The organism is Streptomyces sp. NPDC048825, assembly GCF_043198355.1.
Taxonomy (GTDB): Bacteria; Actinomycetota; Actinomycetes; order Streptomycetales; family Streptomycetaceae; genus Streptomyces; species Streptomyces xiangluensis.
This window is the reverse complement of sequence record NZ_JBICUR010000023.1, coordinates 69,009-94,418: the sequence shown is the minus strand read 5'-3', so window position 1 is coordinate 94,418 and position 25,410 is coordinate 69,009. Positions and strand designations below refer to the sequence as shown.

The following is a 25,410-nucleotide window of genomic DNA, read 5'->3' as shown; positions in this document are numbered from 1 at the left end:
TGGGTCATCGAACGCTGCCTTCGTCGACGGCGTCCTGGGCCAGGGGCTCTGCACCGGAGTCACCCGTGCTGAGGAAGGTTCTTGGTATCCGGCGCAGGGCGAAGACGCCGAGTGCGGCGTGCAGGATGCCTGCGATGACGGCAGCGGCGTGCAGACCGGTGACGAAGGCGGTCTTCGCGTCGCCGATCATCGCGGCGGTGAGGCCTGGGACCTGCAATGTCTCGTTGAGGGTGCCGGCGAGGTCAGGTCCCTGGAATCGGAAGATCAGGGTGGCCAGCGAGCCGAGGAGTGCGATGCCGAGGGCGTTGCCGATCTCGTTGCTGGTCTCGGCGATTGCTGCCGCGGACCCGGCGCGCTCTGCGGGAACCGCGGCGATGGCGGTGTCGGCGACGACGCTGAAGGAGATGCCGTAGCCGATGCCGGCGATGACGGTGGATGCGATGTACCAGCCGATGCCGCCGGAGATGCTGGTGGGCAGCAGCAGGAGCAGCCCTGCGGCGATGAAGAAGTGGCAGGTGATGAGCGCTGCCCGGGTGCCCATACGCGTGACGAGTGCCGGTGTGAGGATGCAGGCGGCGGTGAGCACAGCGGCGCCGGGGAGCGCGACGAGAGCCGCGTCCAGGACGGTCAGTCCGAGGACGGACTGCAGGTAGATGCCGCCGAGGTAGGCCACTGCCGACCATGCGGCCAGAGGCAGAAGCCCGGTGATGGCCGCAATCGTGAACACCCGGTCGCGGAAGAGGCGGAAGTCGATCAGCGGGTGTTCAAGGTGGAGTTGCCGCCGGACGAACCACCCCAGGGTGACGACGCCCACGATCCCTGTGGCCACCGGGGCCGCGGTCAGCCCCTCCGCCGCCGTGTGCTTGATCGCGTAGACGGTCAGCAGGATGCCCGCAGCGGAGAGCAGCACGCTCAAGACGTCGATGCGGCCGGTCCGGGTGGCACGTACCTCGCGGAGCAGGACCGGGGCCAGAAGCAGGAACAGCACGACGACGGGGAGATTGATCAGGAAGACCGATCCCCACCAGAAGCTGTTCAGCAGTTGTCCGCCGACGACCGGGCCGATCGCGAAGCCGGCGGCGAAGGTGGCTGCAAAGATGCCGATCGCTTTCGCTCGCCGGCGTGGGTCGGTGAACAGTTCACTGAGTACCGCCAGCGCCGACGGCAGCAGTGTGGCACCGGCCACGCCCATCAGCGCCCGGAAGACGATCAGCAGCTCCGGGCCGGCGGCGAACGCCGCTCCCGCCGAGGCCGCGCCGAACACCGCCGCGCCGGTCATCAACAGCTTCAGCCGGCCGTACCGGTCGCCGATGTTGCCGAACGCGATGAGTAGAGACCCGACGGCGAATCCGTAGACGTCCAGGATCCACAGCGCCTGATCGGCGGTCGGCGACAGCGCCTCGGAGACCTTGGGCATGGCCAGGAACAGGACCGAACTGTCCATCGCGACGAGCAGGACCGGGCCCAGCACCACCAGCAGACCAAGCCACGCCCGCGGACCGGGTGAGTGAGAAACGCGCTGTTCATTCATGCTCGGGATGGTGCGGCGTCGTCCGCTCGGCAACCATCCCCGCGTCATGGGTACACCTCACAGGGGCACCCAGGCGCGGACTGTGGTGCTTACGCTCGCAGTCATGGAGCTGGAGAGCCTCGGGGCCTACCTCAAGACCCGCCGCGACCGGGTCACGCCCGCCGACGTCGGACTGCGCACTTTCGGCACCGCCCGCCGCGTACCGGGCCTGCGCCGCGAGGAGCTCGCCCAGCTCGCCGGCGTGAGCGCCGGCTACTACACGCGACTGGAACAGGGCCAGGCCGGTACAGCCTCCCAACAGGTCCTCGACGCGCTCGCCCGCGTGCTCCAGCTCGATCCGGCCGAGACAGCACACCTGCACAACCTCGCCCGTCAGCCCACCACATCACGCCTGGTCCGTCCCCGCCCTGAACGGCCACACCCACGAGTACTGGCGCTCCTGGCCTCCCTGGGAGAGACCACGCCGGCCGTCGTGCTCGGCCGCCGCGGCGATGTGCTGGCCTGGAATCGCACCGGACGTGCCCTCGTCGCAGAACACGTCGACTTCGACGCACCCCACGATCTCGCGCGACGGCCGTCCATCCCCCGGATGTTCTTCCTCGACTCCCTCACCCGCGACCTGCACCAAAACTGGGACGAACTGGCCCGAATCCATGTCGCCTACCTGCGGCTCACCGCAGGCAGGTATCCCACCGACGCCCGGTTGGCCGAACTGATCGGCGAACTCGCCATGCGCAGCGGCGACTTCGCCAAGCTATGGGCCAAAGGCGACGTCGCGGACTGCACCGTGGGCACCATGCGCCTGCAACACCCCACCGTGGGAAGGGCCGACGTCGACTACCAGGTGTGGCTCCAGCCCGACAGCCCCGACCACCGGCTTGAGGTCTACACACCAAAGGACAGCACCTCGGCCGACGCGCTGCGACTGTTGTCCAACCAAGTTGCCGGTCAGCAGGAGCCTGAGGCCGCCCTCAACGAGGCGCCCCGGCATCTGGACAGGTAACTGCTGCCCATCACCGTCATGTCGGTCAGCAGCCGCAGGAAGGTGTGCTCATCGATGACCGGTACGCCTTCGGCGATCGCAGGTCCCCTTCGACGACAAGGCGCTCGACTGAGCCATCGGCTGAGTCCGAGGTCTTGGCGCGCTTCTTACGGAGCCGTGACGTGCTGGGCGCGTAAGCGCCGTTCGGTGGGGCGAGGGCCTAGCGTTTTCGTATGCGAGTACTGGTCACCGGCGGAGCCGGGTTCATCGGGTCGGCGGTTGTGGCGGCGCTTCGGGCGCGGGGGCATGAGGAGGTCGTCTACGACCTCGTGTCCGGGGGCGATGTGCGGGACAGGGACGCCGTGGGGCGGGCGCTCCACGGGGTGGATGCCGTGTGTCATCAAGCCGCCATGGTGGGGCTGGGGAAGGGGTTCGAGGATGCGGCCGCCTATGTGAGCAGCAATGATCTCGGGACCGCCGTGTTGTTGTCGGCCATGGCGGATGCGGGGGTGCGGGGGCTGGTGCTCGCCGGGTCGATGGTCGTTTATGGGGAGGGGCGGTACGAGTGCGGGCGGCATGGGGTGGTGCGGCCGGGGCCTCGGGATGTCGCCGATCTGGATGCGGGACGGTTCGAGCCCAACTGTCCTGTGTGTGGGGATGAGTTGGCGCCGGGGCTCGTTCGTGAGGACGCTCCCGTCGATCCTCGGAACGTGTACGCCACGACCAAGCTCGCCCAGGAGCATCTGGCTTCCTCCTGGGCCCGTGCGGTGGGCGGGCGGACGGTTTCGCTTCGGTACCACAACGTGTACGGGCCGGGGATGCCGCGTGACACTCCGTACGCCGGGGTCGCCTCCTTCTTCCGTTCCGCGCTGGCGCGCGGGGAGTCGCCCAGGGTCTTCGAGGACGGGGGGCAGCGGCGGGACTTCGTGCATGTGCGTGATGTGGCTTCCGCCAATGTCCTGGCTCTGGAGGCCCTTTCGGACGCCGCCCCCTTCACCGCCTACAACGTGGGGAGTGGCGATCCGCACACCGTGGGCGAGCTGGCCGATGCGCTGGCCGCCGCCCATGGCGGGCCCGCGCCCGTCGTCACCGGGGAGTACCGGCTCGGCGACGTACGGCACATCACGGCGGATTCGGCCTGGGTGCGGGAGGAGTTGGGGTGGAAGCCGGAGGTCGGTTTCGAGGAGGGTGTGCGGGAGTTCGCCACGGCGGCGGGGCTGAGGGATTCCGGCTGACGAGGTGACGACCGGGTCGTTCGTCAGCCCACCTGCTGCGTCGCCCTCAACCGTCAGCCCACCTGCTGCGTCGCCCTCAACTGCTCCAGGCGCTGGTGTACATGCTGGAGCGCGCCCTTGCGGCGGCCCGGTACCCGGGCGCGCAACTCGGCGAGAACGGCGCCGAGTTCGCGAGCCGGGGCCGCTTCGGCGATACGGCCCCACTGGTGGTGGGCCCGGTCGACGGCCGCCTCGACACCGGGTGCGTCCGGGGACTGCCCCGCACCGAGCCGGGCATCGGCCACGGCCAGCCAGGTCCGGCAGCTGCGCACGGCGTCCCCGGCGAACATGGCCAAGTCGGCTCGTACTTCCATCCAGTGCACGACCTCGTCCGAACCGGGCCCATACGTACGCAGCGCGTCCTGCTCCCAGCGCGCGGCCAACCCGTCGGCGTCACCGTGCCGCCCGGCCTCCACGGCGGAGGCGATCTCGGCGTGGGGGTCGGACGGGGCGGAGGGTACGGGAGCCTCCGGCAGCGGGGCGGCGGTGATGAAGGGCGCGGATGCCTCCGGCGGTGAGGCGGTGATGAAGGGCGCAGATGCCCCCGGCGGCGCGGCGGGGATGAAGGGCGCAGATGCCCCCGGCGGCGCGGCGGGGATGAAGGGCGCGGGCGCCTCGGGCGGTGAGGCGGCGGGGATGAAGGGCGTAGGAACGGCGGGGGCGGGCACGAAGGGCACGGACCCCTCGGACGCCCCCGACTCCACCGCCAGCACGAGGTCCCGCCGGACCGCCTCCGGCTCCTCCCCCGACACCCGCGTCAGCGCCTGCTGGTGCAACTGGCCCGGCTCCGGACGGTGACCGCTGCGCAGGATCGTCGCGACGGACTTCATGTACGTCGGCATGGCGAGCGTCCGCCGGGGCGGGGGCGGGGCGACCCGGCCGTACAGCCGGACTCCCGGCCCGACGCCGAGCGGTTGCGTGACCAGGTGCTGCCAGGTCTCCGCGTCGGCGTGCAGGTCGACGAACACCGTCGTACCGCCGGGCGCGCGCAGCCGCAGCTCCTCGCGGATCCAGTGCCAGGGGAAGCCGGTGTAGCGGACCGTCGACGGGGTCGTACGGGCCAGGGCCAGGTGCGGAAGCCTTTGGCGGCGGTCGAGTTGGAGCTGGCCGGTGACGAAGACCGTCAGCGGGCCGGGGGCCGTCGCGGCGGCACGCAGGCGGGTCAGGACAGCCTGCGGCTCCAGGGGGTCGGCGAGTTCGACGACGTTCGCGGTGTCCGTGCCGGAGAGCACCGCGGGCGACACCGCCGCGAGCACGGGCAGCACCGACGCCGCGTCCACCAGAGACCCCTTGCCCACCGGCGAAGCCGCTAGCAGCAGCACGGTCCCAGGCATCGTTCCCGCCCCCTCTCCATCGATCAGCACGTCAGCACCGTAACCGCTGCGCGTGCAAAGCGGGGACAGAGAGAGCCATGAGGATGTCTGGCGGGCCAGGGGAAGGCAACGGCCGTGCCACGACGGCGGATTCGAGCAAGCGGACGAAGCCGCTCACCCTACCTGCGGGTACGTGTGACCATGGGGACGCCTGTGAAACCTGAAGCATCACGGTCGGCAGAAGTACCAAGGCCAGCAAAGGAACAGGACATGACCCACCCTGTCCCCAACTCCCCCACAACCGCTGTCTCCTCGCCCTCCTCGCCACCCGCCCCCTCAGGCGCCGCCGCCCATCTCCTCGTGGTGGACGACGACGTCGGCGTCCGCGACGTGCTCACCATGGCCCTGGAACTCCTCGGCTTCGAGGTGACCTGCGCCGCCACCGGCCACCAGGCCCTGCGCCTCGTCACACGACGCGTTCCCGATCTGGTCCTGCTCGACGTCAACCTCCCCGACGTCGACGGCTTCGAGGTCTGCCGGACCCTGCGCGAACGGGACCTCACCATGCCCGTGCTGTTCCTCTCCGGACGCAGCGCGGTCGACGACCGGGTGCGCGGACTGGACCTGGGCGGCGACGACTTCCTCATCAAGCCGTTCGAGCTGAAGGAGGTGGCGGCTCGCATCCGCGCCCTGCTGCGCCGCACTGCCGAACCACCCATGCGGCGCCGCTGTCTGAGCGTCGGTCATGTGCAACTCGATCCCGACGCACACCAGGTGTGGGCGGCCGGGCAACCGGTCCGGCTCACCCCCACCGAATTCGCCCTGCTGCGCTATCTGATGGAGAACTCCGGCCGGGTGCTGACCCGCTCCCAGATACAGGAGCGCGTCTGGAACCACCGCGACGAGAGCTCCGGAATCGTGGACACCTGTGTCTACTACCTGCGCCGCAAGCTGGGTGACCAGGGCCAGTCACTCATCCGTACCGTCCGCGGTGTGGGCTACCGGCTGTCCGCGGCCTGACCGCCGAAGTCCGCGTCGCGCCGCAACCTTCATCAAATCCTTATCCCGTACGGAGCGGTTCCGGATCCGCGCTCGCTTCACTGGGGCCTCGGCCTCTGCTCGGGGCTGCCTCCTTTGTTTCCCACCCCCACAGGGAGCACAGCAGCATGTCTTCCGTACGGAAAAAAGTCGCGGCCGTCCTCGGGTCCGCGATCACCCTGGCCGCCCTCGTCGTGGCCACCCCCGGCACCGCCATGGCCGACCACGAGGAGCAGCCGACCGTCGCGCAGCTCCTCGAGCAGTGCAACAACGGCACGGACCGGTGTGAGTTCCACGTCGAGTCGGTCGAGAAGTACCTCGGCCCGGAGCAGCGGGTCACCTCCGACGCGTACAACTGCACGAGCGTCAACCAGAACATCTCCAAGACATGGTCGGACACCACGACGACCGGCACCTCGACGACCCAGACCATAGAGTTCGGCGGGGCCTTCGAGGCCTTCACCGCCGGGTTCAGCAGCGCCACCGGGAAGACCTGGGAGAAGTCCCACACCGAGTCGCACACCGAGAGCCTGTGGATCGGCCCGCACAAGAAGGGCTGGCTCACCCACCGGGCGCACATGGTCAAGTCGCACGGCTACTACCAGCTCAACTTCGGCGACCGCTACTACGGCCACTACATCTGGTACGTCAACGACGTGACGATGACCGGCATCGACCCCGACAACACGTACGGCGAGAGCCCTGTGTTCCGCGAGGCGGAGACAGGCCCCGGCGGCTGCTGAGCACGCGGGCGGGCTGCCGGTTCCCCGCGCCCCGTAAGGGGCGCGGGGCCATGTCGAATCGCGGCTCCGCCGCGATGGGGGTCCCCCCTCTCATGGGGTCCCCCCGCTCGAGCGAAGCCGAGAGTGGGGGAGAAGCCGAGAGTGGGGGAGCGATCAGCCACAACGGGCCCGCAGCCTGCGAACGACCCGCATTCCTACGCCTCGACCGTCGGCAACGTCACCTCGAAACGACAGCCCCCCGACACGTTGCGCACAACCGCCCGCCCCTGGTGAGCCTCCACAATCCCGCGCACAATCGCGAGCCCAAGGCCCGCCCCCGCCGGAGGCGTACGCGCGTGCGTGCCGCGCCACCCCGTGTCGAAGACACGAGGAAGATCCTCCTCGGGAATCCCCCCACACCCATCCGTCACCGACAACACAACCCCGTCCGGCGACCGGTGGGCGCCGACGGCCACCGTCCCATCGGACGGCGTCCGCCGAATCGCGTTGACCAGCAGATTCCCCAGGACGCGACTCATCTCCTTGCCGTCCACCTCCACCGGCACAGGATCGATCCCGGCCCCCACCAGCCGTACGCCGTGCTCACGGGCGAGCGCGTCCGCCCCCGCGAGCGCGTCCCCGACCAGGTCGTACACCGACATCCGTGAAGGGCTCAGCGCCAGCGTCCCGGCGTGGATGCGCGACAGTTCGAACAGGTCGCCCACCATGTCGTTGAGCCGCTCGACCTCCGTACGGATCTGCCGCAGATACCGGTACGGATCCGCTGCGACCCCGTCCTCCAGCGCCTCCGACATCGCGCGCAGTCCGGCCAGCGGGGTGCGCAGATCGTGCGAGATCCAGGCGACGAGCTCGCGCCGGGAGGTCTCCAGGGCGCGTTCACGGTCCCGGGACTCGGCGAGCTTCGCGCTGGTGGCCGCCAACTCCCGGCTCAGCGCGGCGAGTTCGGCAGTCCCTCCCTCGGCCGGGGCGGCGAAGTCACCGCCGTCGCCGAACGAGCGGGCGGCGATCGTGAGCGCCCGGCTGCGGGCGACGACCCAGCGGCTCAGGATCGTCGCCGTCGCCAGCGAGACCACGGCCGCCATGGCGACGACCATCGTCACGACCTGGAGGTCGTGCGTGTTCAGGAACATCGCCTGCGCCACCGCGAGCGTCCCGGCCAGCATCGCGGTCACGGCGACGAACACCACGACGGTGATGGAGACCGTGAGCGACCGGTGCCGGACCAGCATCAGCACGAAGGCACCGAGCAGACCGGCCGCACCGGCGCCCAGGAAGGAGAAGAGAGCGATGAGGAGTATGTCCTGCATGACGGCTCAGTCCTCCACCTTGTCGCGACCGCCGCCGGGACCGCCGTCGGTATCGCCGGGGGCGCCCGTCACGTCGAAGCGGTACCCCACCCCCCACACCGTCTGGATCAGCGCGGGCCGCGCCGGGTCGGTCTCGATCTTGGCACGGAGGCGGCGGACGTGGACGGTGACCGTGGAGAGGTCGCCGAAGTCCCAGCCCCAGACCTCACGCATCAGCTCCTCACGGCTGTACGCGTGACCGGGGTGCCGCAGGAAGAAGGCGAGAAGGTCGAACTCGCGGACGGTGAGGGCCAGTTCCGTACCGTCCTTGGTGGCGCGGCGGCCCTCCGGGTCCACACTGAGGCCGGCCGCTCGCAGCAGCCCGCGCGGCTCGGCGGACGGCCTGCTGCGGCGCAGTACGGACTCCACGCGCAGGACCAGCTCGCGGGGGCTGAACGGCTTGGTGACGTAGTCGTCGGCGCCCACCTCCAGGCCGAGGATCCGGTCGTCCTCGTCGCCGCGGGCGGTCAGCATGATCACGGGTACGGGACCCCGCCCACGCATCCGGCGGCACACCTCCAGGCCGTCCATGCCGGGCAGCATCAGGTCCAGTACGACCAGGTCGGGCCAGTGCGCGGTGGCCTGCGCGAGCGCGGCGGGGCCGTCGACGGCCCGGTCCACGACGTATCCGGCGCGGTCGAGGTAGCCCGAGACGATCTCGGCGACGGTGGGGTCGTCGTCGACGACGAGGACGCGGGTGCCGGAGGTGCTGTCGTACGGCTGCGGCTGGTGCATGTCGCCAGGGTCGCACCAGGGGCGCGCGGCTGTCCTGCGTCCGGGGCCCGGAGACCTCACCCGTCCTTGATTCGTAAGGAGATACGGGCGGACTACGAGTCTGCGGACGACGTCCCCGTTTCGTAAGGAGCCGCTGCCCGGAATGCCCGCTTCGCGTTCGTACTGTGAAAGCCGTGTATCCCAACCCCACCACGAAACCCGACGTCGATGTCGTCCTCCCGTGCCTGAACGAAGCCGCCGCGCTCCCCTGGGTGCTGGCCCTCATCCCCGAGGGCTGGCGCGCGCTCGTCGTGGACAACGGTTCCACCGATGGCTCCGCCGACGTGGCCCGCGACCTCGGCGCGACCGTCGTCCATGAGGAGCGGCGCGGCTTCGGGGCGGCCTGCCACGCGGGGCTGCTCGCCGCCACCGCGGACATCGTCTGCTTCTGCGACTGCGACGCCTCGCTCGATCCGTCCCTGCTCGTGCCCTTCGTACGCGAGATCCGGGACGGCGAGGCCGACCTGGTGCTCGGGCGGCGGCGCCCGCAGGGCCGTGGCGCCTGGCCGGCACACGCCCGCGCGGGCAATCTCGCGCTGTCCCGGATGCTCCGCCGCCGCACCGGCGTACGCCTGAACGACCTCGGCCCTCTGCGCGCCGCCCGCCGCGAGGACCTGCTCGGCCTCGGCCTCACGGACCGCCGCAGCGGCTATCCCCTGCAGATGGTCGTCCGCGCCGCCGACGCCGGCTGGCGCATCGCCGAGCACGACGTCCCGTATCTGCCGCGGACCGGCACCTCCAAGGTCACCGGCACCTGGCGCGGGACCTGGCACGCGGTACGGGACATGCGCCGGGTGCTGACGGAGCCGGCGTACGCCACCGGCCAAGGAACCGCCGAAGGCCCCGGCCGGGGAATCGCCCAAGGACCCTTCCAAGGAGGAGCGCACCGATGACCACCCTGCTCGTCATCGCCAAGGAACCGCGACCCGGACGTGTGAAGACCCGGCTCACCCCGCCGTTCACGCCCGAGGAGGCGGCGGCGCTCGCGGAGGCCGCGCTGGCCGACACCCTGAGCGCGGTGCTCGCGACGCCCGCGGACCGGCGGGTCCTGGTACTCGACGGGGAGCCGGGGCCGTGGCTGCCGCCCGGCGTCGAGGTGGTCCCGCAGTGCGCGGGCGGGCTCGACGAGCGGCTCGCCGCGGCGTTCGCGGACTGCGCGGGACCGACGCTGCTCATCGGCATGGACACCCCTCAGGCGACCGCCGAACTCCTCGCGTCCGGGGCCGACTTCACGGACTGCGACGCCTGGTTCGGGCCCGCGGAGGACGGCGGCTTCTGGGCTCTGGGACTCGCCGAACCGGACCCCGCGCTGCTGCGTGGCGTACCGATGTCGACGCCCACGACAGGCGCCGTGCAGCGGGCCCGGCTCACCGCCGCCGGACTGCGCGTACGCGATCTGCCGCGGCTGCGGGACGTCGACACGGCTTACGACGCCTGGCTGGTCGCCGAGCAGGTCATGGTCCAGGGGCAGGGCGGCCGGTTCGCGGCGGAGTTCGACCGGCTGGCGGCGGGCGTGCGGCGATCGGAAGTCGAGCGATCCGTCGTCGAGCGATCGGTTGTGGGGCGATGAGCGCTGCGGGTACGGCGAGTACGGCGAGTACTGCGAGCGCAGCGGATACGGCGACGGCGTGGTGCGTCGACCCGTACGCGGACGCCCTCCGTGACGGGCGCGGCCCGCTCTTCCTGCGCCGCACCGACGGCTGGCTGCTCCCGCTGGAGATCGAGCGGTGGTGTGCGCGGGCCGACGCCGCCGATCTGTCCGCACTGCGGCGGTGCGAAGGGGCCGTACTGGATGTGGGCTGCGGACCCGGGCGGCTGGTCGCGGCCCTCGCCTTTCGGGGCCGGACCGTGCTCGGGATCGACGTCAGCGAGGCGGCCGTCAACCACGCCGTGGGGCTCGGCGGACAGGCGCTGCGCCGGTCGGTGTTCGAACCGTTGCCGGGGGAGGGCCGCTGGAACACGGCGCTGCTCATCGACGGGAACATCGGGATCGGCGGCGATCCGGAAGCCCTGCTGCGCCGGATCGCCCAACTCCTCGCTCCTGGCGGCCTGTTGATCGCCGAGACCGCACCCGTGGACGTCGACGAGCAGGTCCAGGTCCATGTCACCGACGCCCAGGGAGCCGCCGGAGCCCTGTTCCCCTGGGCCCGGCTCGGCAGCCGCGCCCTGCTGAAGCGCGCACGCCGGCTCGGCTGGCGTACGGACGGTCAGTGGACGGCGGACGGCCGCTGCTTCGTGGCCCTGCGCCGCGCCCGCACCGAACGGATCAGCATCCACAGCGCCGACACCCCGAACAGCACGGCCGTCATCAGCAGCCAGCGGGCCAGGAACCCCTCGCCGGACGAGCCGGTGGACGCCTCGTAACGCCGCTCGACCCGCCCGCTGATCAGCGGGAACCACACCAGCAGGAGCAGTCCGGACAGGGCCGCCGGGACACGGACGAACACCAGCCACTCCCGGCGCCCGACCGCACCGAGCACCGCCCGGACGACCCGGTCGGCAGCGGCGTACAACGGCAGCAGCACGAGGTCATGCAGCAGCGCCGCCCCGACCATCCACATCAGAACGCCCCACCAGTCCCCCGCGAGCAGCTGTACGCCGGCATACGCCACGAGCGCGAACGAGCAGGCCAGGAGCAGTAGTTGGAGGGGACTCTCGCCGTACCAGCGGCGCCACCGGTTCCGCACGCTCGTCATTCGTCCCTGCATTCGTCCGTGCAGTCGTCCGCGCATTCGTACGTCCATCACAGGTCTCCGAACGTCAGCCGGGATACCCACTTGGTGTTCAGCACTCCGGGCGCGGCGGGGACGATGATGCGCGCCGGGTAGCCGTGGTCGGGGGTCAGCGGCTCGCCGTTGACGTACAGGGCGAGCAGCGAGCGCGGGTCGCGGACCTGGTTGTCGCGCAGGGCGGCCCGCCGGAAGGCACCCCGCTGCTGAAGGGACTCCACGAACAGATCGGGCTCCTGGCCCTGGTCGTACCCCGCCAACTCCGCCAGATCCCGCAGCCGTACGCCACGCCACCACTGGTTGCCCGTCGACCAGCCCTCCACGCAGGCGATGGGCAACGCGGCGCTGCAGAGGGGCAGTTCATGCAGCTGCGCACGGCTGAGACGGACCGTGCGGCGCCCCTCGACGACGAGCCGCCACGCCTCGTCACTCGTCTCATCCGCCCGGATCCCCACCGCCGCGGCCGTCTTGTTGATCTGGAAGCCACCGGGTCCCGAGCCCGGCTCCGAGCCGCCGTGCGGCGCGAGAACCGCCGTCTGGCGCAGCGGCCCGTCGAAGTTCTGGCCCGCGGTCGTGGCGAGCAGGAACAGCGAAGAACCGCCGACGAGTTGGAGCGCGCCACGGCGGGAGACGGTGGGCGAGGCGGGCCGGGGCGACACCAACTCCCCCTTTTCTTCTTCCCCTTCGCCCCGTTCGCGTCGGATGTTGCGCAACACCGTCGGCGTCTTCAGCACCGTGTGCGCGACGAAGGCGGCGAAGAACACCCAGGCGCCGTAGAAGTGCAGGGGGTAGAAGGAGCCGGGGAAGACGTAGTCGAGCTGGACGTTCAGCACTCCTGTCACGAACTCGAACAGCGCGCTTGCGACCAGCACGAGCAGCGAGAGCCGTTCCAGCGCGTGTCCGAGCGAGCGCGCGGGCGGCAGCTCGAACAGCTTCGGCACGACCGACCACAGCTTGGCGAGGAGTACGGGGATCAGGGCGATGCCGAGCGTGACGTGGGTGCCCTGGTTGAGGCGGTACAGCCAGGGCGGGTCGGTGGGCCAGGCGAAGAGGTAGAAGCCGAGGAGGCCCTTGTCCGGGGTCTTGTCGTTCACGGGCGAGAGGTTCGGGTTGTACGCGGCGTACGACACGAGGCCCGTCACGAACAGGACGGTGATCCCGGCGAGCAGCACGACACCGAGCAGCGAGGTGAGCCGGGGGCCGCGCAGTGGGCTGCGCCAGAAGGCGGGGGAGGTGGGGAGCCGTTCGCTCATGCCTCGACGGTAGGCCGGTGCGGGCGGGCCGAGGGGGGATCGACTCATGACGAAAGACTGACGTTCGTGCTGGCCGGGGCGCCAAGGGGTGGCCTCGGCCCTAGCGTTTCCGCTGTGAACCGTGACCTTCTCCGGGGCCCTGGCCAGAAGCGGAACCAGGACCAGCGCAACGGCCTTCGTGATGACCTCCGCCAGGAGATCGGCCTGGACACCGCCCAAGACGTCGGGCTGGACGTCGAGCAGGACGTCGGCCGTGGCTCCCGCCGGGGCCTTCGCCCTGACCTGTACGCCGCCGGGGCCGCAGTGCTCCTCTTCGCCACGGCCGCCGTCGTCGGGCAGGCCATCGAGAACTCCGACGGCTCCCTGCACCTCGCCTGGGCGCCGCTGTACGCCTGGTGGTCGCCGCAGGTGGGGCCCGGTACTCCGGCCGCGATCACGGTGGCCGTGGCGGTGATCGCGTACGGCCCCGGTCTCGCGGCCCGCCTGCCGTGGCGTGCGCTCGTGCCGGTGACCTGGTTCGTCGCCATGGCCTGGACGTGGTCGCTCGCGCTGATCGACGGCTGGCACTACGGAATCGAGCGGCGGCTCACCACGCGCTACGAGTACCTGACGGTCATCGACCGCTTCGACGACATCGGGGCGACCCTGCGGGGCTTCACCCAGCACATCCTGATCGACTCGCCGGACCACTGGCCCCCGCACATCGCCGGCCATCCACCGGCCGCGACGCTCACCTTCGTCTGGCTGGACCGGATCGGCCTCGGTGGCGGTGGCTGGGCGGGCGTCTTCTGCATCACGGTCGGCGCTTCCGCCGCCGCGGCGGTGCTCATCGCCGTACGTTCCCTCGCCGACGAGACGCTGGCCCGCCGGGCCGCGCCGTTCGTCGCCCTGGCGCCGGCGGCGGTCTGGGTGGGCGCCTCGGCGGACGGCTACTTCGCGGCGGTGGCAGCGTGGGCGGTGGCGCTGCTGGCTCTGGCGGCGACCGGGGGGCGCAGGGTTCCCGCCCTCGTCTACGGGTTCGGTTCCGGGGTGCTGCTGGGCTTCACCGGCTATCTGTCGTACGGGCTGACCCTGTTCTCGATCATCGCCGTCGCCGTGCTGCTGCTGACCTGGCGACAGTGGCCGCGCACGCTTCTCCTCCCACTGCTGGCGGGTGCGGCCGTCGTGCCGGTCGCCTTCACGCTCGCGGGCTTCAACTGGTGGGAGGCGTATCACCTGTTGGTCGAGCGGTACTACCAGGGCGCGGGTGCCATCCGGCCGTACTGGTACTTCGTGTGGGGCAACCTCGCGTGCACGGTGCTTCTCGTGGGACTGGCGGGGGTGGCGGGGCTGCGCCGCACGCTGGCCACCGTGCCGGACGCGGTCCGCCGCCTGCGTGCCGGCGCTCCGACCTCCACCGACCGGCTTCTCGGTCTGGTCCTCGCCGGGCTCCTCATGGTGCTCGTCGCCGACTTCTCCGGCATGAGCAAGGCGGAGACGGAACGTATTTGGCTTCCCTTTGCATTTTGGCTGCTGCCTGCGACGGCGCTGCTGCCGCGGGGCGGGCAGCGGGGGTGGCTTGTCGCCCAGGTGACGGTGGCGCTGGCGATCAACCACCTGTTCCACACGGGGTGGTGAGCGCCGGGTAGCCGGCCTTCTATTGGTCGGCCTGCGGCATCCGGACGACCGCGATCCCTCCCTTCAGGTCTACAGTTGTCCGGTTCGGCGGCGCCCCGTCTTCCTCGTCGTCCCGCATCACCAGTGCCGACTGCCGCTCCTTGAGTTCGTTCTGCTTTCCGGGCGAAAAGCTCGCATGGAGCTGCTCAAACCCGGTCGCCGATATCTGGCCCTGCCGGGCGCTGTTCCGCCATGGCAGCAGTCCGGCCCGCCCGGCATGGAGAAGCATCTGATCTGCGAAAGCCACAGCGGTCAGCAGGATGACCAGTCCGGGCAAGGTCATGAAGACGACGAATTCCATGCCCCGAGTATCCGGACCAGAGGGCGATGCCGACAGCTCAACGACGTAGTAGAACGAGGAGCGCCTCCACTCCGAGGACATCACGGACCCGCCCGAAGGCCACTCCGACTTGCCCACCCCGCCCCCCAGGTGTGCTCTGGAGGCAGGGGCGAGGAGAGAGGAGTGGGGTCATGGCTCACGCAGCGCCACGTGCCGCTCGGCGGTACGGCAGCCCCTCACGGGTCGCATCGAAGCTCACCGCCCCCGTACTCGGGGGCATCGTCTACGGCCTGTGGGCCGCCGCCATCGGACGGGACGCAGGGCCGATCACCGGCTGGAACGCCTTGCTGGGCGTCGTGTCCGCTGTCGTCTTCGTGGCCGCGTACCTCGGGCTGCGTCTGATCGGCACGCACCTGCCGCGCGAACTGCGCGCCGCCGCGTGGGCGGGCTTCGCCGGTGTCGCGGTCGGGTTCCTGCACGGCCTCACCGGCTCGAGCGTCCTGAGGTCGGCGGCCGTGGCGTTCGCGGTGGCGGCGGGCGCCTTCGTGGTGGTGTTCTACCGCTTCTACACGACGGAGAACTGACCGCAGACCGAGGGCGACGCCGGCAACGACGACAACGACGACAAACGCAGGCCAGGCCGAAGGCGGACAAGATCTGACCTATATGCCCGCTACCTTCACGGCATGACTTCTGCCAGGCACCTGCGCCCCGAGGAGTACCCCTGGGCGACCGCGGGACTAGGACAAAAAGCTCACGACGGATCCAGTGCCGAAATCTACGATGAGTTTGCTGCCCGGTGGGGGTCTACATCTCAACGACAGCTCAGCTCGTAGAGGACTGGATGGGGCGGACATGAAAAGCGATCACCTGGCCGGAGGGCCGGCCATCGAGACCGCCGGCCTGGTGAAGACCTTCGGCGACAACCGTGCCGTGGACGGCGTCGACCTGCGCATCGAGAGGGGCACGGTGTACGGCCTGCTCGGTCCGAACGGCGCGGGCAAGACGACCACGGTGCGGATGCTGGCGACCCTGCTCCGCCCCGACGGCGGCGAGGCCCACGTCTTCGGTCACGACGTCGTGCGGGAGGCGGACACGGTGCGCAGCCGGGTCAGCCTCACCGGGCAGTACGCCTCCGTCGACGAGGACCTCACCGGCACCGAGAACCTCGTACTGCTGGGCCGCCTGACGGGCCACAGCAAGAAGGCCTCGTACGACCGAGCGGCCCAACTCCTCGCCGCCTTCGGCCTGTCGGAGGCCGCGGGCCGCCAGGTGAAGAACTACTCCGGCGGCATGCGGCGCCGTATCGACATCGCCGCGTCGATCCTCAACACCCCGGACCTGCTGTTCCTGGACGAGCCGACGACGGGCCTGGACCCGCGCAGCCGCAACCAGGTCTGGGAGATCGTACGAGCGGTCGTCGCCCAGGGCACGACGGTGCTGCTGACCACGCAGTACCTCGACGAGGCCGACCAGCTGGCGTCCCGGATCGCCGTCATCGACAAGGGCAAGGTCATCGCCGAGGGCACCAAGGGCGAGCTGAAGGCCTCGGTCGGCGCGGGCGCCGTGCACGTACGGCTGCGGGACGCAGACCAGCGCCCCGACGCCGAGCTCCTGCTCAGGCAGGCCCTCGACGCGAACGTACAACTGGAACCCGACCCGGTGGCCCTGACCGCCCGGGTCGGCGGCAACGGCGGGGCGAACGGCGTCGGCCCCTCCGAGAAGGCCTCCCGGGCCCTCGCCGAACTCGCCCGCGCGGGCATCATCGTCGACAACTTCTCGCTGGGACAGCCGAGCCTGGACGAGGTGTTCCTGGCCCTCACCGGCAGCCCGACCGACCACGACCCGACGACCGAGGCGCAGCCGAAGGAGGCCACGGCATGAGCACCGCGACCCAGACCACCGAGAGCACGGAACTCGCCCCGGTCCGCACCGAGAGCCTGGCCGAACTGCTCGTCGCCCGGGAGCGGCCGCCGCGGCCGAACGCGCTGCAGACCTCGCTGACGTTCGGCTGGCGGGCGATGCTCAAGATCAAGCACGTACCGGAGCAGCTGTTCGATGTGACGGCGTTCCCGATCATGATGGTGCTGATGTACACGTACTTGTTCGGTGGCGCCCTGGCCGGCTCCCCCAGCGAGTACATCCAGTATCTGCTGCCCGGCATCCTCGTGATGTCCGTGACCATGATCACGATGTATACGGGCCTGGCGGTCAACATCGACATCGAGAAGGGTGTCTTCGACCGCTTCCGTTCCCTGCCGATCTGGCGGCCGTCGACCATGGTCGGCTATCTGCTCGGTGACGCCGTGCGCTACACGCTCGCGTCGATCGTGATGCTGACGGTCGGCCTGATCATGGGCTTCCGCCCGGACGGCGGCTTCTCCGGCGTGGTGGCGGGCGTGGTGCTGCTGATCATCTTCTGCTTCGCCTTCTCGTGGGTGTGGACGATGGTCGGTCTGCTGATGCGTACGGAGAAGGGCGTGATGAGCGTCAGCATGATGGTGCTGTTCCCGCTGACGTTCCTCAGTGACATCTTCGTCAAGCCCGAGACGATGCCGGGTTGGCTCCAGGCCTTCGTCAACAACAACCCGATCACCCACGTCTCCTCGGCGGTCCGCGATCTGATGGCGGGCTCCTGGCCGACCGAAGAGATCGCGTGGACGCTGGGCTGGGCGGCGGTGTTCGTGGCGGTGCTCGGGCCGGTGACGATGCGGCTGTACAACCGTAAGTAGTCCCAGAAGCCAGGGGCAGGCGTCCCCCGGAAGAAGGCAATCCACGTCCGGATGCAGTCACCCCGGCCGTGCCCCGATGGATTCGGGGCACGGCCGGGGTTCTTTCTTGAGCTGTGCGCAGAGTCGGTGGTGCTCGGAAAGTCCTCTCGGCGGTACTGATCGTCCTCGGCTGTCTCCTCGTGCCGCTCGGCGGGCTGTCGGTGTGGGCCAAGTACGAGATCGGCGACACCCGGCGGTACGTCGCCACGATGGGGCCGCTCGCCACCGGGTCCGAGGTGCGCGGGGCGGTCACGGACACAGTCACCGACGGGATCATGACCAAGGTCGAGGCCGGGTCGCTCGAGGGCGAGGTCCGGCGGTTCGTGCGCGAGGCGGTGCGGTCCTTCACCGGTACGCCGGCCTTCCGTGCCGCCTGGGACACCGCGAACCGGGCCGCACACGACGCCGTCCTACGGGCCCTGCGCGGCGAAAGCGACGACGCGGTCACCCTCGACCTCGCACCGGTCACGCAGCAGCTCAAGGACCGGCTGGCCGACGACCGCGTGCCGCTGGCGCACCGTATCCCCGTTACACACACCGAGATCACGGTTCTCGAGGGCAGGGAAGTGGCCACGCTACGGAAGGGTTTCCGTATGCTGGAGTTCGCGGGTTTCTGGCTCCCGATCGCGGCGCTGGCGCTGGCCGTCGGCGGCATCCTCCTCGCGGTACACCGCCGCCGCGCGATCATGGCGGCGGCCCTGGGCACGGCGCTGGGTGCTGCTCTCCTCGCCCTGGCGACGGCAGTGGGCCGCGCCCTGACACTCGCCGACCTCCCGCCCCACGTCTCCCGCGCCGCGGCGGGCACGGTCTACGACGCCCTCACGTCCACACTCCGCACGGCGACGTGGATCATCCTCGCCCTCGGCCTCACGGTGGCGGCGACGACCTGGCTCACGGGCCGTGTCGCGCGACATCGCGCACGATGCTCAGAGCTTCCTCCAGCACCGGCACAGAAACAGACGCGAGCCCGAGCCTGACGGCATCCGCCGCGGAGCCCGGCGTGCCGGGACGCGCGGCCGGCGTGCGCTCGGCCTGCGGCGTGCGCTGGGGCTCCACGGCGAACGCCCGCCCCGGCGTGAGGGCCACCCCGCGTGCCGCTGCCGCAGCCGTGAACGTGTCCGCGCGCCAGGGCGGGGGCAGTTCCCACCAGGTGTAGTACGCGTACGGATCGGCCCGTACGACGAACTCCCCCAGCCACTCCTCGACGACCCGCTGCCGCGCCCGCGCGTCCGCCCGCTTGGCCGCCACAAGCCGCTCGACCGTCCCGTCACCGATCCACCGCACCGCGGCCTCCAGCGCGAACCGTCCCGCCGTCCACCCGCCCGACCTCAGTGCCTCGGCGACCGCGTCCACCCGACCCCGCGGCACGACGAGGAAACCGACCGTGAGGCCTGGCGCGACGCGCTTGGACAGCCCGTCGACGAGGTACGTGCGCTCGGGGGCGTACGAGGCCAGGGGAGTGGGGCCCGCCTGGCCGTCCTGGAGGAACGACCAGATCCGATCCTCCACGACCGGAAGGTCCAACTCACGCAGGGTGCTGGCCAGTTCGCGCCTTCTCCCGTCCCCCATCGTCACGGAGGTGGGATTGTGAAGCGTCGGCTGGACGTAGACGGCGGACAGCGGCGCGGCGCGATGGGCGGCGACGAGGCCGTCGGCCCGTAGCCCCTCATCGTCCATCGCGAGCGGTACGAGGGTGATGCCGAGCCGTGCCGAGATCTCCTTGACCAGCGGATACGTCAGCGCCTCCACGCCGACGCGCCCTCCGGGCCGTACGAGTGAGGCGAGGGCGCCCGCGATCGCCTGCCGGGCGTTCCCGGCGAAGAGGACCCTCTCCTGGGCGGGCCGCCACCCCGGACCGCCCAGCAGCCCGGCGACGGCCTCGCGTGCGGCGGGCGTGCCGGTGACGGGCGCCGTACGCGTCGCCTCCGCCAGCACGTCGGCCCGCAGCAGCGGCGCGAGCCCGACGGCGAGCAGCTCCGACTGCCCCTCCGCAAACGGGTAGTTGAGCTCCAGATTGATACGCGGCCCAGCGGCCTTGCCCTGCTCCTGCCCCTCCTCCTCGGCCAGCGCCCGCCCCGACGGCACCGGCCCCGCCCGTACGAACGTCCCCCGCCCCACCTCGCCGACCACGAGCCCTCGCCGCACCAACTCCGCGTAGACGCGCCCGGCCGTGGACCCGGCGATACGGCGCCGTCGCGCGAACACCCGTTGCGGCGGCAGCCGTTCACCGGGCTTGAGCCGCCCGGTGAGGATCTCCTCGGCCAGCCGGTCGGCGATCCGCCGGTAGTCCTCCATGCGTGCCCCTTTCCCATCGCCCTCAGGATTGCACCGAGGGCAAAGTTTTCATTGCACCGAGTATGCGATGCGACCTAGGGTCCACTCATGGCTCCCTTCCTCGCATACGAGGACAAAGGCGCGAAACTCTCAACTCCCCTGCCTCTTGTCCTGATCCACGGCCATCCGTTCGACCACACGATGTGGAAGCCGCAGGTCACGGCCTTCTCACCGACGCGCCGGGTGATCGCCCCGGACCTGCGCGGTTACGGCGCGTCGCCGGTCGTCGACGGTGTCACGCCACTGTCCACGTTCGCCGAGGACATAGCGGCTCTCCTGGACGAACTGCACGTGGAGCACTTCGTCCTGGGCGGCCTGTCGATGGGCGGCCAGATCGTCATGGAGTGCTACGCCCAGTTCCCGGACCGCATCCGGGGCCTGATCCTGGCCGACACCTTCGCCTCCCCGGAGACTCCGGCCGGCAAGAAGTCCCGCAACGAGATGGCGGACCGGCTCCTCGTGGAAGGCATGCGGGGCTACGCGGACGAGGTCCTGTACAAGATGGTCGCGCCCTACGCCGACCCGACCGTGGCAGCCCACGTCCACGGCATGATGACCGCCACGCCGCCGCCCGGCGCGGCAGCGGCCCTGCGCGGTCGGGCGGAACGGCCCGACTACCGGGAGCTTCTGACCCGGGTCAGGGTCCCGTCCCTGGTGGTGGTCGGCGAGGACGACGAGTACACCCCCGTCCCGGACGCGAAGGCGATGGCCGAAGCCCTCCCCGACGCCACGCTCCAGGTCATCCCCCGAGCGGCCCACATGCCGAACCTGGAACGTCCGGGGGAGTTCAACGAGGCGCTGGCGAGGTTCTTGGGCCAGGTCGACGGCTCTGCTTGAGCAAGACCAGGAGGCTGCGGGCGTCCGGTCTGTGGCGGAAGCGCAGTGGGCATGGTTCCACTGAACTCGACGGCCTTCGAATCCCGCGAGCTGGTAGAAGCAGTCACGATCCACGTGTCGCCGACACGTGACAGTTTCCCGTGTCGGCTGCCTCAACGTCACGATCAAGACGGTCAGCGGCCATGTCCAAGGCGGCAGGTCACGCCTGCTGGTAGTCCGGCACGTGGTGGGCTGCCCCTGAGTGAGTGGTTTTGAACCGCGGAACCGCAGCTCAGTGCCATCGCGCCAACGATGACCAGTAGAGCCAGTGTTCGCGTATTGGTCACCGTGACCGATACGCGAACATAGAAGTACTGCCGCCGAGGACGAGGAGGCGCACATGCGCGTGGGGATGACGGTATTGCCGGAGCATTCCGGGGAATCCGCCCGGAAGATCTGGGCAAGCGTCGAGGAGTACGGGTTCGACCACGGCTGGACTTTCGACCATCTCGGCTGGGACGGGCTGCTCGACGGCCCGTGGTACGGCACGGTGCCGACGCTGACCCTCGCCGCACTGGTCACGTCGCGGCTGGAGATCGGCACGCTTGTGGCCAGCCCGAACTTCCGCCACCCGGTGGCCTTCTCCCGCGACCTGATCGGCCTCGACGAGATCAGCGAAGGGCGTCTCACTCTCGGCGTCGGCGCCGGCGCGACGGGCGGGTACGACGTCGACGTTTTCGGGGCGGGAGCGCCGAAGAGCCGGGTTCGCAGGTTCGGCGAGTTCGTCGAGCTGCTCGATCGGCTCCTCCGCGAGGACCATGTCTCCTTCCAGGGTGACTACTACTCCGCCGTCGACGCTCGTTCGGTGCCCGGGTGCCGCCAGCGGCCGCGGCTGCCGTTCATAGTGGCGGCCAACGGTCCCGGCGCAGCGTCTGTCGCGGCGCGGTACGGGCAGGGGTGGGTGACGATCGGAGGGATGGCGGAGCGGCTCGACGCGTGGTGGGGTCTTGTCTCGGAGGCGAGCGACCGGATGACGGCTGCCCTTGCGACGCACGGACGCGAGGCCGATCCGGAGTTCCGGCGGGTGCTGCAGACCGATGCCGCACCGGTGCTCAGTATCCAGTCGGCCGACTGCTTCGACGATTTTCTGGGCCGGGCCGACGAGCTGGGGTTCACCGATGTCGTCGCCCCGTGGCCGCGTGCGCAGGGTCCCTTCTCCGCGCCGCGGTCGGTGGTCGACCGGATCGCCGCGGACGTTCTTCCCCGGTGGCGGACTTCTGGAAACGACTGACCGACACCAACGGTCGGGGCATCACAGCGATGCTCCTGACGGGCAGGCTCCGCCACTCGGGAAACTGCTGATCGACCAACGTGCGCACCATCTCAGGTGACACCGTCAACTGGTTGGCGTGCATCTTCACGGTGGAAGCATTGTGGCCGCCCCACGCGGCGGAGCCGCACATAGATCCAGCCGGGAAGGGCGGGCCCGGGGAAATGAACCCTCCCCCCACTCACCCCGTCTTTGAGGGAGGATCCAGGCAGAACGGAAGGTGCGGACTTGGGTACTGCTACGACTGAGGCGGACGAGTGGGCCGACGCCCCCGTGACGCGTCGGCCCGGGCGCGCAGCCGGCGCCTGGATCGCCGGCCTGCTGCTCCTCGGCGTGAGCATCGTCGTAGGGTGCCGCATCGCCGACACGGACGGCATCACCCCCGTACCGCAAATCATCGCGTTCCTGCCCTGGCTACTCGCCCCCACCGCCCTCGCCCTCCTCCTCGCCGCCCTGGCCCGCTGGCGCATCGGCCTCGTATGGGGCGTGCTCGCGGCAGCGGCAGTCGCCTGGTTCATCGAGCCGTACGGAAAGACGAGCGAGCCGAAGGGCACCCCGGTCGCAGAGCTGCGCGTGCTGACGTCGAACGTGGAGTTCGGCCAGGCCACCGACGAACTGATCGAGATCGTACGGAGCGAGAAGCCGGACCTCGTGTTCGTCGAGGAGTGCGAGACCACCTGCGACGAGAAGCTGACGCAGGCCTTCGGCAGAGACCAAGCGCAGGGGGCGAGAGGCACGTACCCCTACCGCCAGGCCGTGGAAGGGTACGGCTCGGACGGCTCCGTCATCCTCAGCCGGTACCCCCTCAAGCCGGCCCCCGGCGTAAGGGGCACCATGGGCATGCCCGGCGCGACCGCCGACGTGAAGGGCCGCGAGGTGAGGGTCCAGCTCGCCCACCCCATGCCCCCGCTCCCGGCCCACGTGGACGACTGGCAGAGGGAACTGCGCGCCCTCCGCGACTACGCCGCGGCGGACAAGACCCGCCCCACCATCCTCGCGGGTGACTTCAACGCCTCCCAGGACCACGCCGCGTTCCGCCGCATCCTGGACACGGGCCTGCGCGACGGCGCCCGGCTCACCGGCGACGCCCGCACTCCGACCTGGCCGGCCAGAACGGTCCCGGCCTTCGGCGCTCAGATCGACCACATCCTGGTCTCCGAGGACTTCGCGGCGAACAAGGCTCGCTTCCTGGACCTGAAGAACACGGACCACCGCTCCCTCCTCCTCGACCTGACCCTCCACGAGCGCGACTGACGACTGAAACGCGGTGTGGGCCGCCCCTGTGCAGGAAGGGCGGCCCACACCAGTGGGGGGTGGCGACTTGCGGTCTATGGGTTTTCGGTCTTCGGTTTTCGGTTTTCGGTACGGGGCTGACGAGGCCGTACGCGGACTACCGGTCCTGGTTCACCTTCTGCAGGGCCTTCGCGAGGCCGTTGGCCCACAGCTGCTCAACCTCGGCGCGCTCGTTCGCGTCGGGGTTCGCGTTGGTGCAGGACGGGCCGGGGCCACCGCCCGACATGAGCTCGCTGCACGGGCCCTCGTAGTTGTCCGGCAGACCGAGGACGTGGCCGGTCTCATGGGTGGTCACGCGCGTGGAGTCGTACTCCTCGTTCTGCGCGTAGTCGAGGAAGATGTAGCCGCCGCCGTGGCCGTCCGTGGAGGCGTACGAGCCACGCGGGTCGTTGCCCTCGCGGTACTCGAAGTCGGCGTTGGAGCCTTCCTGGAGCTGGACGTTCGCGACCGAGCTGTTCCAGATGGAGGTGGAACGGTCTATCTGGGCGCTGAAGGCGGGCGCGTCGGAGGCGTCGTAGACGACGGTGACCGCGGCGGCGCCCGGGTTCGCGGCCCGCTTCTCGGCCACGGACTTCAGTACGGCCTGGAAGAACGCCTCGTTGGCCTTGGCCTCCCCGGACGAGCCGTGGTAGCCGGTGACGGAGGTCTTCGTCGAGGTGGCGGGGGCGGAGGTCGAGTCCGCCGAGGCGGGGACCGCGCCGAACGCACCGGCCGCGAGGCCGAGTCCGACGGCGGCGGAAAGCACAGCTCTGGACTTGGGCGTCCTGAACGTGGGCAGGGGCAGTCGCACGATGATGACTCCTTGAGTGGGGGGTGAAGTCGTCATCGGTGAGTGTCGATGCCTGTGCGCCCGCTGTGATGATGGCAAGTGGCGATAGCACGCCGCTATCAGTCACCAACTCGCCCACTTCAGAGGCGATTTGTGCGTCTGGTGTGACCGAGACGTGCGTCCTACGCTCACCCCATGGAGCTTGAGGTCAGGCACCTCCGTGCGCTGTGCGCCATAGCCGACACCGGCAGCCTGCACCGCGCCGCACGTCAACTCGGTGTCGCCCAGCCCTCGTTGAGCACCCAGCTGCGCCGGATCGAACAGGAGCTGGGCGGCGCCCTGTTCACCCGCGAACGCACCGGCTGCCGCCCGACCCCGCTCGGCCGCGTCGTACTCGGCCGGGCCCGCCCGCTGGTGGCCGAAATGCGCGCCCTGGTGGCGGAGGCCCGGACTGCCGCCGCGGTGGACGGACCCCAGCTGCGTATCGGCTCCACCGCGAGCCGGGCCCTCGCGGGCTGGCTGCGCCGGCTGCGCGCCCGCAGCCAGGAACCGGTCCTGCAGATGGACGTCTCGCCGAACGCGCTGCTGCGCATGCTCGCCGACGGACAGCTCGACGTCGCCTTCGTGCACGAGGTGGAGGGCAGTCGGCTGCGCATTCCACCCGAACTCCAGCTACGCGTGTTGATGGAACGCGAGCCGCAATTCGTGTCGCTGCCACCCAACCACCCGGCCGCAGCGAAGTCCGAGGTCAGCCTGCGTGACCTGGCCGACGACCGCTGGATGGTCGACCCGACGGTCGACGGGGAGTGGGACGCCGTGCAGCGGATGTTCCGCGCGGCCGGCGTCAACCCGCATGTCCTGCACGGCGACTACTACACGGCAGACGCACTGGTCGCCACCGGCGAGGTGGTGGCCGTCTGCCAGCCGACCCACGTCGACGGCCCCACGATGGCGGTACGCCGCATCCACGGCGACCCCCTCGGCGTACGCCTGCTCCTCGCGGCCCGTACACAGGAGGAGTTGGACTCCGTCTATCCGGAACTGGAGGAGGCGTACGAGGAGGTCGCACTGCAGGCGCCCGGGTATCGGGAGTGGCTGGAAAGGACCGGGAGAGCCGAAAAAGAGGGGCGCCCCTCCGGAGAGGGACGCCCCACGGACGTACGCGTCGGAACTTGACG

General features: G+C 70.4%; 24 protein-coding genes. 16 read left to right on the top strand and 8 right to left on the bottom strand.

The window, feature by feature from the left end; translation table 11 throughout:
* Window positions 1-4: 4 nt before the first annotated feature.
* Window positions 5-1,531 (bottom strand): MFS transporter, encoded by a 1,527-nt coding sequence (locus ACGFNK_RS39495; protein ID WP_393424157.1) that lies wholly within the window; start codon window positions 1,529-1,531, stop codon window positions 5-7.
* A gap of 103 nt (window positions 1,532-1,634) precedes the next feature.
* Between ACGFNK_RS39495 and ACGFNK_RS39490 the strand changes: the two genes are divergently transcribed.
* The gene (locus ACGFNK_RS39490) at window positions 1,635-2,534 is read left to right on the top strand and encodes a helix-turn-helix transcriptional regulator (protein WP_393424154.1); all 900 of its coding nucleotides are present in this window, start codon (window positions 1,635-1,637) and stop codon (window positions 2,532-2,534) included.
* A 212-nt stretch (window positions 2,535-2,746) separates the two neighbouring features.
* Window positions 2,747-3,748 carry an NAD-dependent epimerase/dehydratase family protein gene (locus tag ACGFNK_RS39485; RefSeq protein ID WP_393424151.1) on the top strand — a complete coding sequence of 334 codons (1,002 nt, stop codon included), beginning with the start codon at window positions 2,747-2,749 and terminating at the stop codon, window positions 3,746-3,748.
* A 53-nt stretch (window positions 3,749-3,801) separates the two neighbouring features.
* On the opposite strand, the gene ACGFNK_RS39480 is transcribed toward ACGFNK_RS39485, so the two are convergent.
* Window positions 3,802-5,121, bottom strand: coding sequence for a hypothetical protein (locus ACGFNK_RS39480; protein WP_393424391.1), 1,320 nt, complete (start codon window positions 5,119-5,121; stop codon window positions 3,802-3,804).
* A gap of 249 nt (window positions 5,122-5,370) precedes the next feature.
* Here ACGFNK_RS39480 and ACGFNK_RS39475 point away from each other — a divergent pair, with 249 nt between their 5' ends.
* Both ACGFNK_RS39475 and ACGFNK_RS39470 read left to right on the top strand, forming a co-directional pair.
* Window positions 5,371-6,120 (top strand): response regulator transcription factor, encoded by a 750-nt coding sequence (locus ACGFNK_RS39475; protein ID WP_393424148.1) that lies wholly within the window; start codon window positions 5,371-5,373, stop codon window positions 6,118-6,120.
* Between the two features lie 146 nt (window positions 6,121-6,266).
* Window positions 6,267-6,881: a hypothetical protein gene (locus tag ACGFNK_RS39470; RefSeq protein WP_393424145.1), complete on the top strand. Its 615-nt coding sequence runs from the start codon at window positions 6,267-6,269 to the stop codon at window positions 6,879-6,881.
* Between the two features lie 194 nt (window positions 6,882-7,075).
* Here the strand turns inward: ACGFNK_RS39470 and ACGFNK_RS39465 are convergent, their stop codons facing one another.
* Together ACGFNK_RS39465 and ACGFNK_RS39460 are read right to left on the bottom strand one after the other, a co-directional pair.
* Window positions 7,076-8,188 (bottom strand): sensor histidine kinase, encoded by a 1,113-nt coding sequence (locus ACGFNK_RS39465; protein ID WP_393424142.1) that lies wholly within the window; start codon window positions 8,186-8,188, stop codon window positions 7,076-7,078.
* A 6-nt stretch (window positions 8,189-8,194) separates the two neighbouring features.
* On the bottom strand, window positions 8,195-8,962 hold the full coding sequence (locus ACGFNK_RS39460; protein ID WP_393424139.1) for a response regulator transcription factor: 768 nt from the start codon (window positions 8,960-8,962) through the stop codon (window positions 8,195-8,197).
* A gap of 164 nt (window positions 8,963-9,126) precedes the next feature.
* Here ACGFNK_RS39460 and ACGFNK_RS39455 point away from each other — a divergent pair, with 164 nt between their 5' ends.
* Genes ACGFNK_RS39455 through ACGFNK_RS39445 form a run of 3 tightly spaced genes read left to right on the top strand, consistent with a single transcriptional unit; the run spans window position 9,127 to window position 11,365 of the window.
* A complete protein-coding gene (locus ACGFNK_RS39455; protein ID WP_393424136.1) occupies window positions 9,127-9,894 on the top strand; it encodes a glycosyltransferase family 2 protein in 768 nt (255 codons plus the stop codon).
* The gene (locus ACGFNK_RS39450) at window positions 9,891-10,571 is read left to right on the top strand and encodes a DUF2064 domain-containing protein (RefSeq protein WP_393424133.1); all 681 of its coding nucleotides are present in this window, start codon (window positions 9,891-9,893) and stop codon (window positions 10,569-10,571) included. The genes ACGFNK_RS39455 and ACGFNK_RS39450 overlap by 4 nt, the downstream gene beginning before the upstream one ends.
* Complete coding sequence (locus ACGFNK_RS39445) at window positions 10,568-11,365, top strand: class I SAM-dependent methyltransferase (protein ID WP_393424130.1); 798 nt, start codon at window positions 10,568-10,570, stop codon at window positions 11,363-11,365. Before ACGFNK_RS39450 ends, ACGFNK_RS39445 begins: the two co-directional genes overlap by 4 nt.
* A gap of 379 nt (window positions 11,366-11,744) precedes the next feature.
* Here the strand turns inward: ACGFNK_RS39445 and ACGFNK_RS39440 are convergent, their stop codons facing one another.
* Complete coding sequence (locus ACGFNK_RS39440; RefSeq protein WP_393424127.1) at window positions 11,745-12,983, bottom strand: molybdopterin-dependent oxidoreductase; 1,239 nt, start codon at window positions 12,981-12,983, stop codon at window positions 11,745-11,747.
* A gap of 228 nt (window positions 12,984-13,211) precedes the next feature.
* On the opposite strand from ACGFNK_RS39440, the gene ACGFNK_RS39435 reads away from it, so the two are divergent.
* Window positions 13,212-14,600: a hypothetical protein gene (locus ACGFNK_RS39435; RefSeq protein ID WP_393424388.1), complete on the top strand. Its 1,389-nt coding sequence runs from the start codon at window positions 13,212-13,214 to the stop codon at window positions 14,598-14,600.
* A 19-nt stretch (window positions 14,601-14,619) separates the two neighbouring features.
* Here ACGFNK_RS39435 and ACGFNK_RS39430 read toward each other — a convergent pair whose 3' ends face one another.
* Window positions 14,620-14,940 (bottom strand): DUF6191 domain-containing protein, encoded by a 321-nt coding sequence (locus tag ACGFNK_RS39430; protein ID WP_393424124.1) that lies wholly within the window; start codon window positions 14,938-14,940, stop codon window positions 14,620-14,622.
* 170 nt (window positions 14,941-15,110) lie between these two features.
* Between ACGFNK_RS39430 and ACGFNK_RS39425 the strand changes: the two genes are divergently transcribed.
* The 4 genes from ACGFNK_RS39425 to ACGFNK_RS39410 all read left to right on the top strand — a co-directional run bounded on the left by ACGFNK_RS39425 (window position 15,111) and on the right by ACGFNK_RS39410 (window position 18,667).
* On the top strand, window positions 15,111-15,503 hold the full coding sequence (locus ACGFNK_RS39425) for a hypothetical protein (protein WP_393424121.1): 393 nt from the start codon (window positions 15,111-15,113) through the stop codon (window positions 15,501-15,503).
* A 271-nt stretch (window positions 15,504-15,774) separates the two neighbouring features.
* Window positions 15,775-16,803, top strand: a complete 1,029-nt coding sequence (locus tag ACGFNK_RS39420; RefSeq protein WP_393424118.1) for an ATP-binding cassette domain-containing protein — start codon at window positions 15,775-15,777, stop codon at window positions 16,801-16,803.
* Complete coding sequence (locus ACGFNK_RS39415) at window positions 16,800-17,651, top strand: ABC transporter permease (RefSeq protein WP_386342383.1); 852 nt, start codon at window positions 16,800-16,802, stop codon at window positions 17,649-17,651. Before ACGFNK_RS39420 ends, ACGFNK_RS39415 begins: the two co-directional genes overlap by 4 nt.
* Before the next feature lie 113 nt (window positions 17,652-17,764).
* Complete coding sequence (locus ACGFNK_RS39410) at window positions 17,765-18,667, top strand: hypothetical protein (protein ID WP_393424114.1); 903 nt, start codon at window positions 17,765-17,767, stop codon at window positions 18,665-18,667.
* Here ACGFNK_RS39410 and ACGFNK_RS39405 read toward each other — a convergent pair.
* On the bottom strand, window positions 18,582-19,985 hold the full coding sequence (locus tag ACGFNK_RS39405) for a PLP-dependent aminotransferase family protein (RefSeq protein WP_393424111.1): 1,404 nt from the start codon (window positions 19,983-19,985) through the stop codon (window positions 18,582-18,584). The two genes, ACGFNK_RS39410 and ACGFNK_RS39405, sit on opposite strands and share 86 nt — an antisense overlap.
* Before the next feature lie 87 nt (window positions 19,986-20,072).
* Between ACGFNK_RS39405 and ACGFNK_RS39400 the strand changes: the two genes are divergently transcribed.
* The 3 genes from ACGFNK_RS39400 to ACGFNK_RS39390 all read left to right on the top strand — a co-directional run bounded on the left by ACGFNK_RS39400 (window position 20,073) and on the right by ACGFNK_RS39390 (window position 23,424).
* Complete coding sequence (locus ACGFNK_RS39400) at window positions 20,073-20,861, top strand: alpha/beta fold hydrolase (protein WP_393424108.1); 789 nt, start codon at window positions 20,073-20,075, stop codon at window positions 20,859-20,861.
* Between the two features lie 379 nt (window positions 20,862-21,240).
* Complete coding sequence (locus tag ACGFNK_RS39395) at window positions 21,241-22,131, top strand: LLM class flavin-dependent oxidoreductase (RefSeq protein WP_393424105.1); 891 nt, start codon at window positions 21,241-21,243, stop codon at window positions 22,129-22,131.
* A 267-nt stretch (window positions 22,132-22,398) separates the two neighbouring features.
* Window positions 22,399-23,424 (top strand): endonuclease/exonuclease/phosphatase family protein, encoded by a 1,026-nt coding sequence (locus ACGFNK_RS39390; protein ID WP_393424102.1) that lies wholly within the window; start codon window positions 22,399-22,401, stop codon window positions 23,422-23,424.
* 136 nt (window positions 23,425-23,560) lie between these two features.
* Here the strand turns inward: ACGFNK_RS39390 and snpA are convergent, their stop codons facing one another.
* Complete coding sequence (gene snpA / locus ACGFNK_RS39385) at window positions 23,561-24,253, bottom strand: snapalysin (protein ID WP_393424099.1); 693 nt, start codon at window positions 24,251-24,253, stop codon at window positions 23,561-23,563.
* Between the two features lie 174 nt (window positions 24,254-24,427).
* Here snpA and ACGFNK_RS39380 point away from each other — a divergent pair, with 174 nt between their 5' ends.
* Complete coding sequence (locus ACGFNK_RS39380) at window positions 24,428-25,408, top strand: LysR family transcriptional regulator (protein ID WP_393424096.1); 981 nt, start codon at window positions 24,428-24,430, stop codon at window positions 25,406-25,408.
* Window positions 25,409-25,410 lie beyond the last annotated feature (2 nt).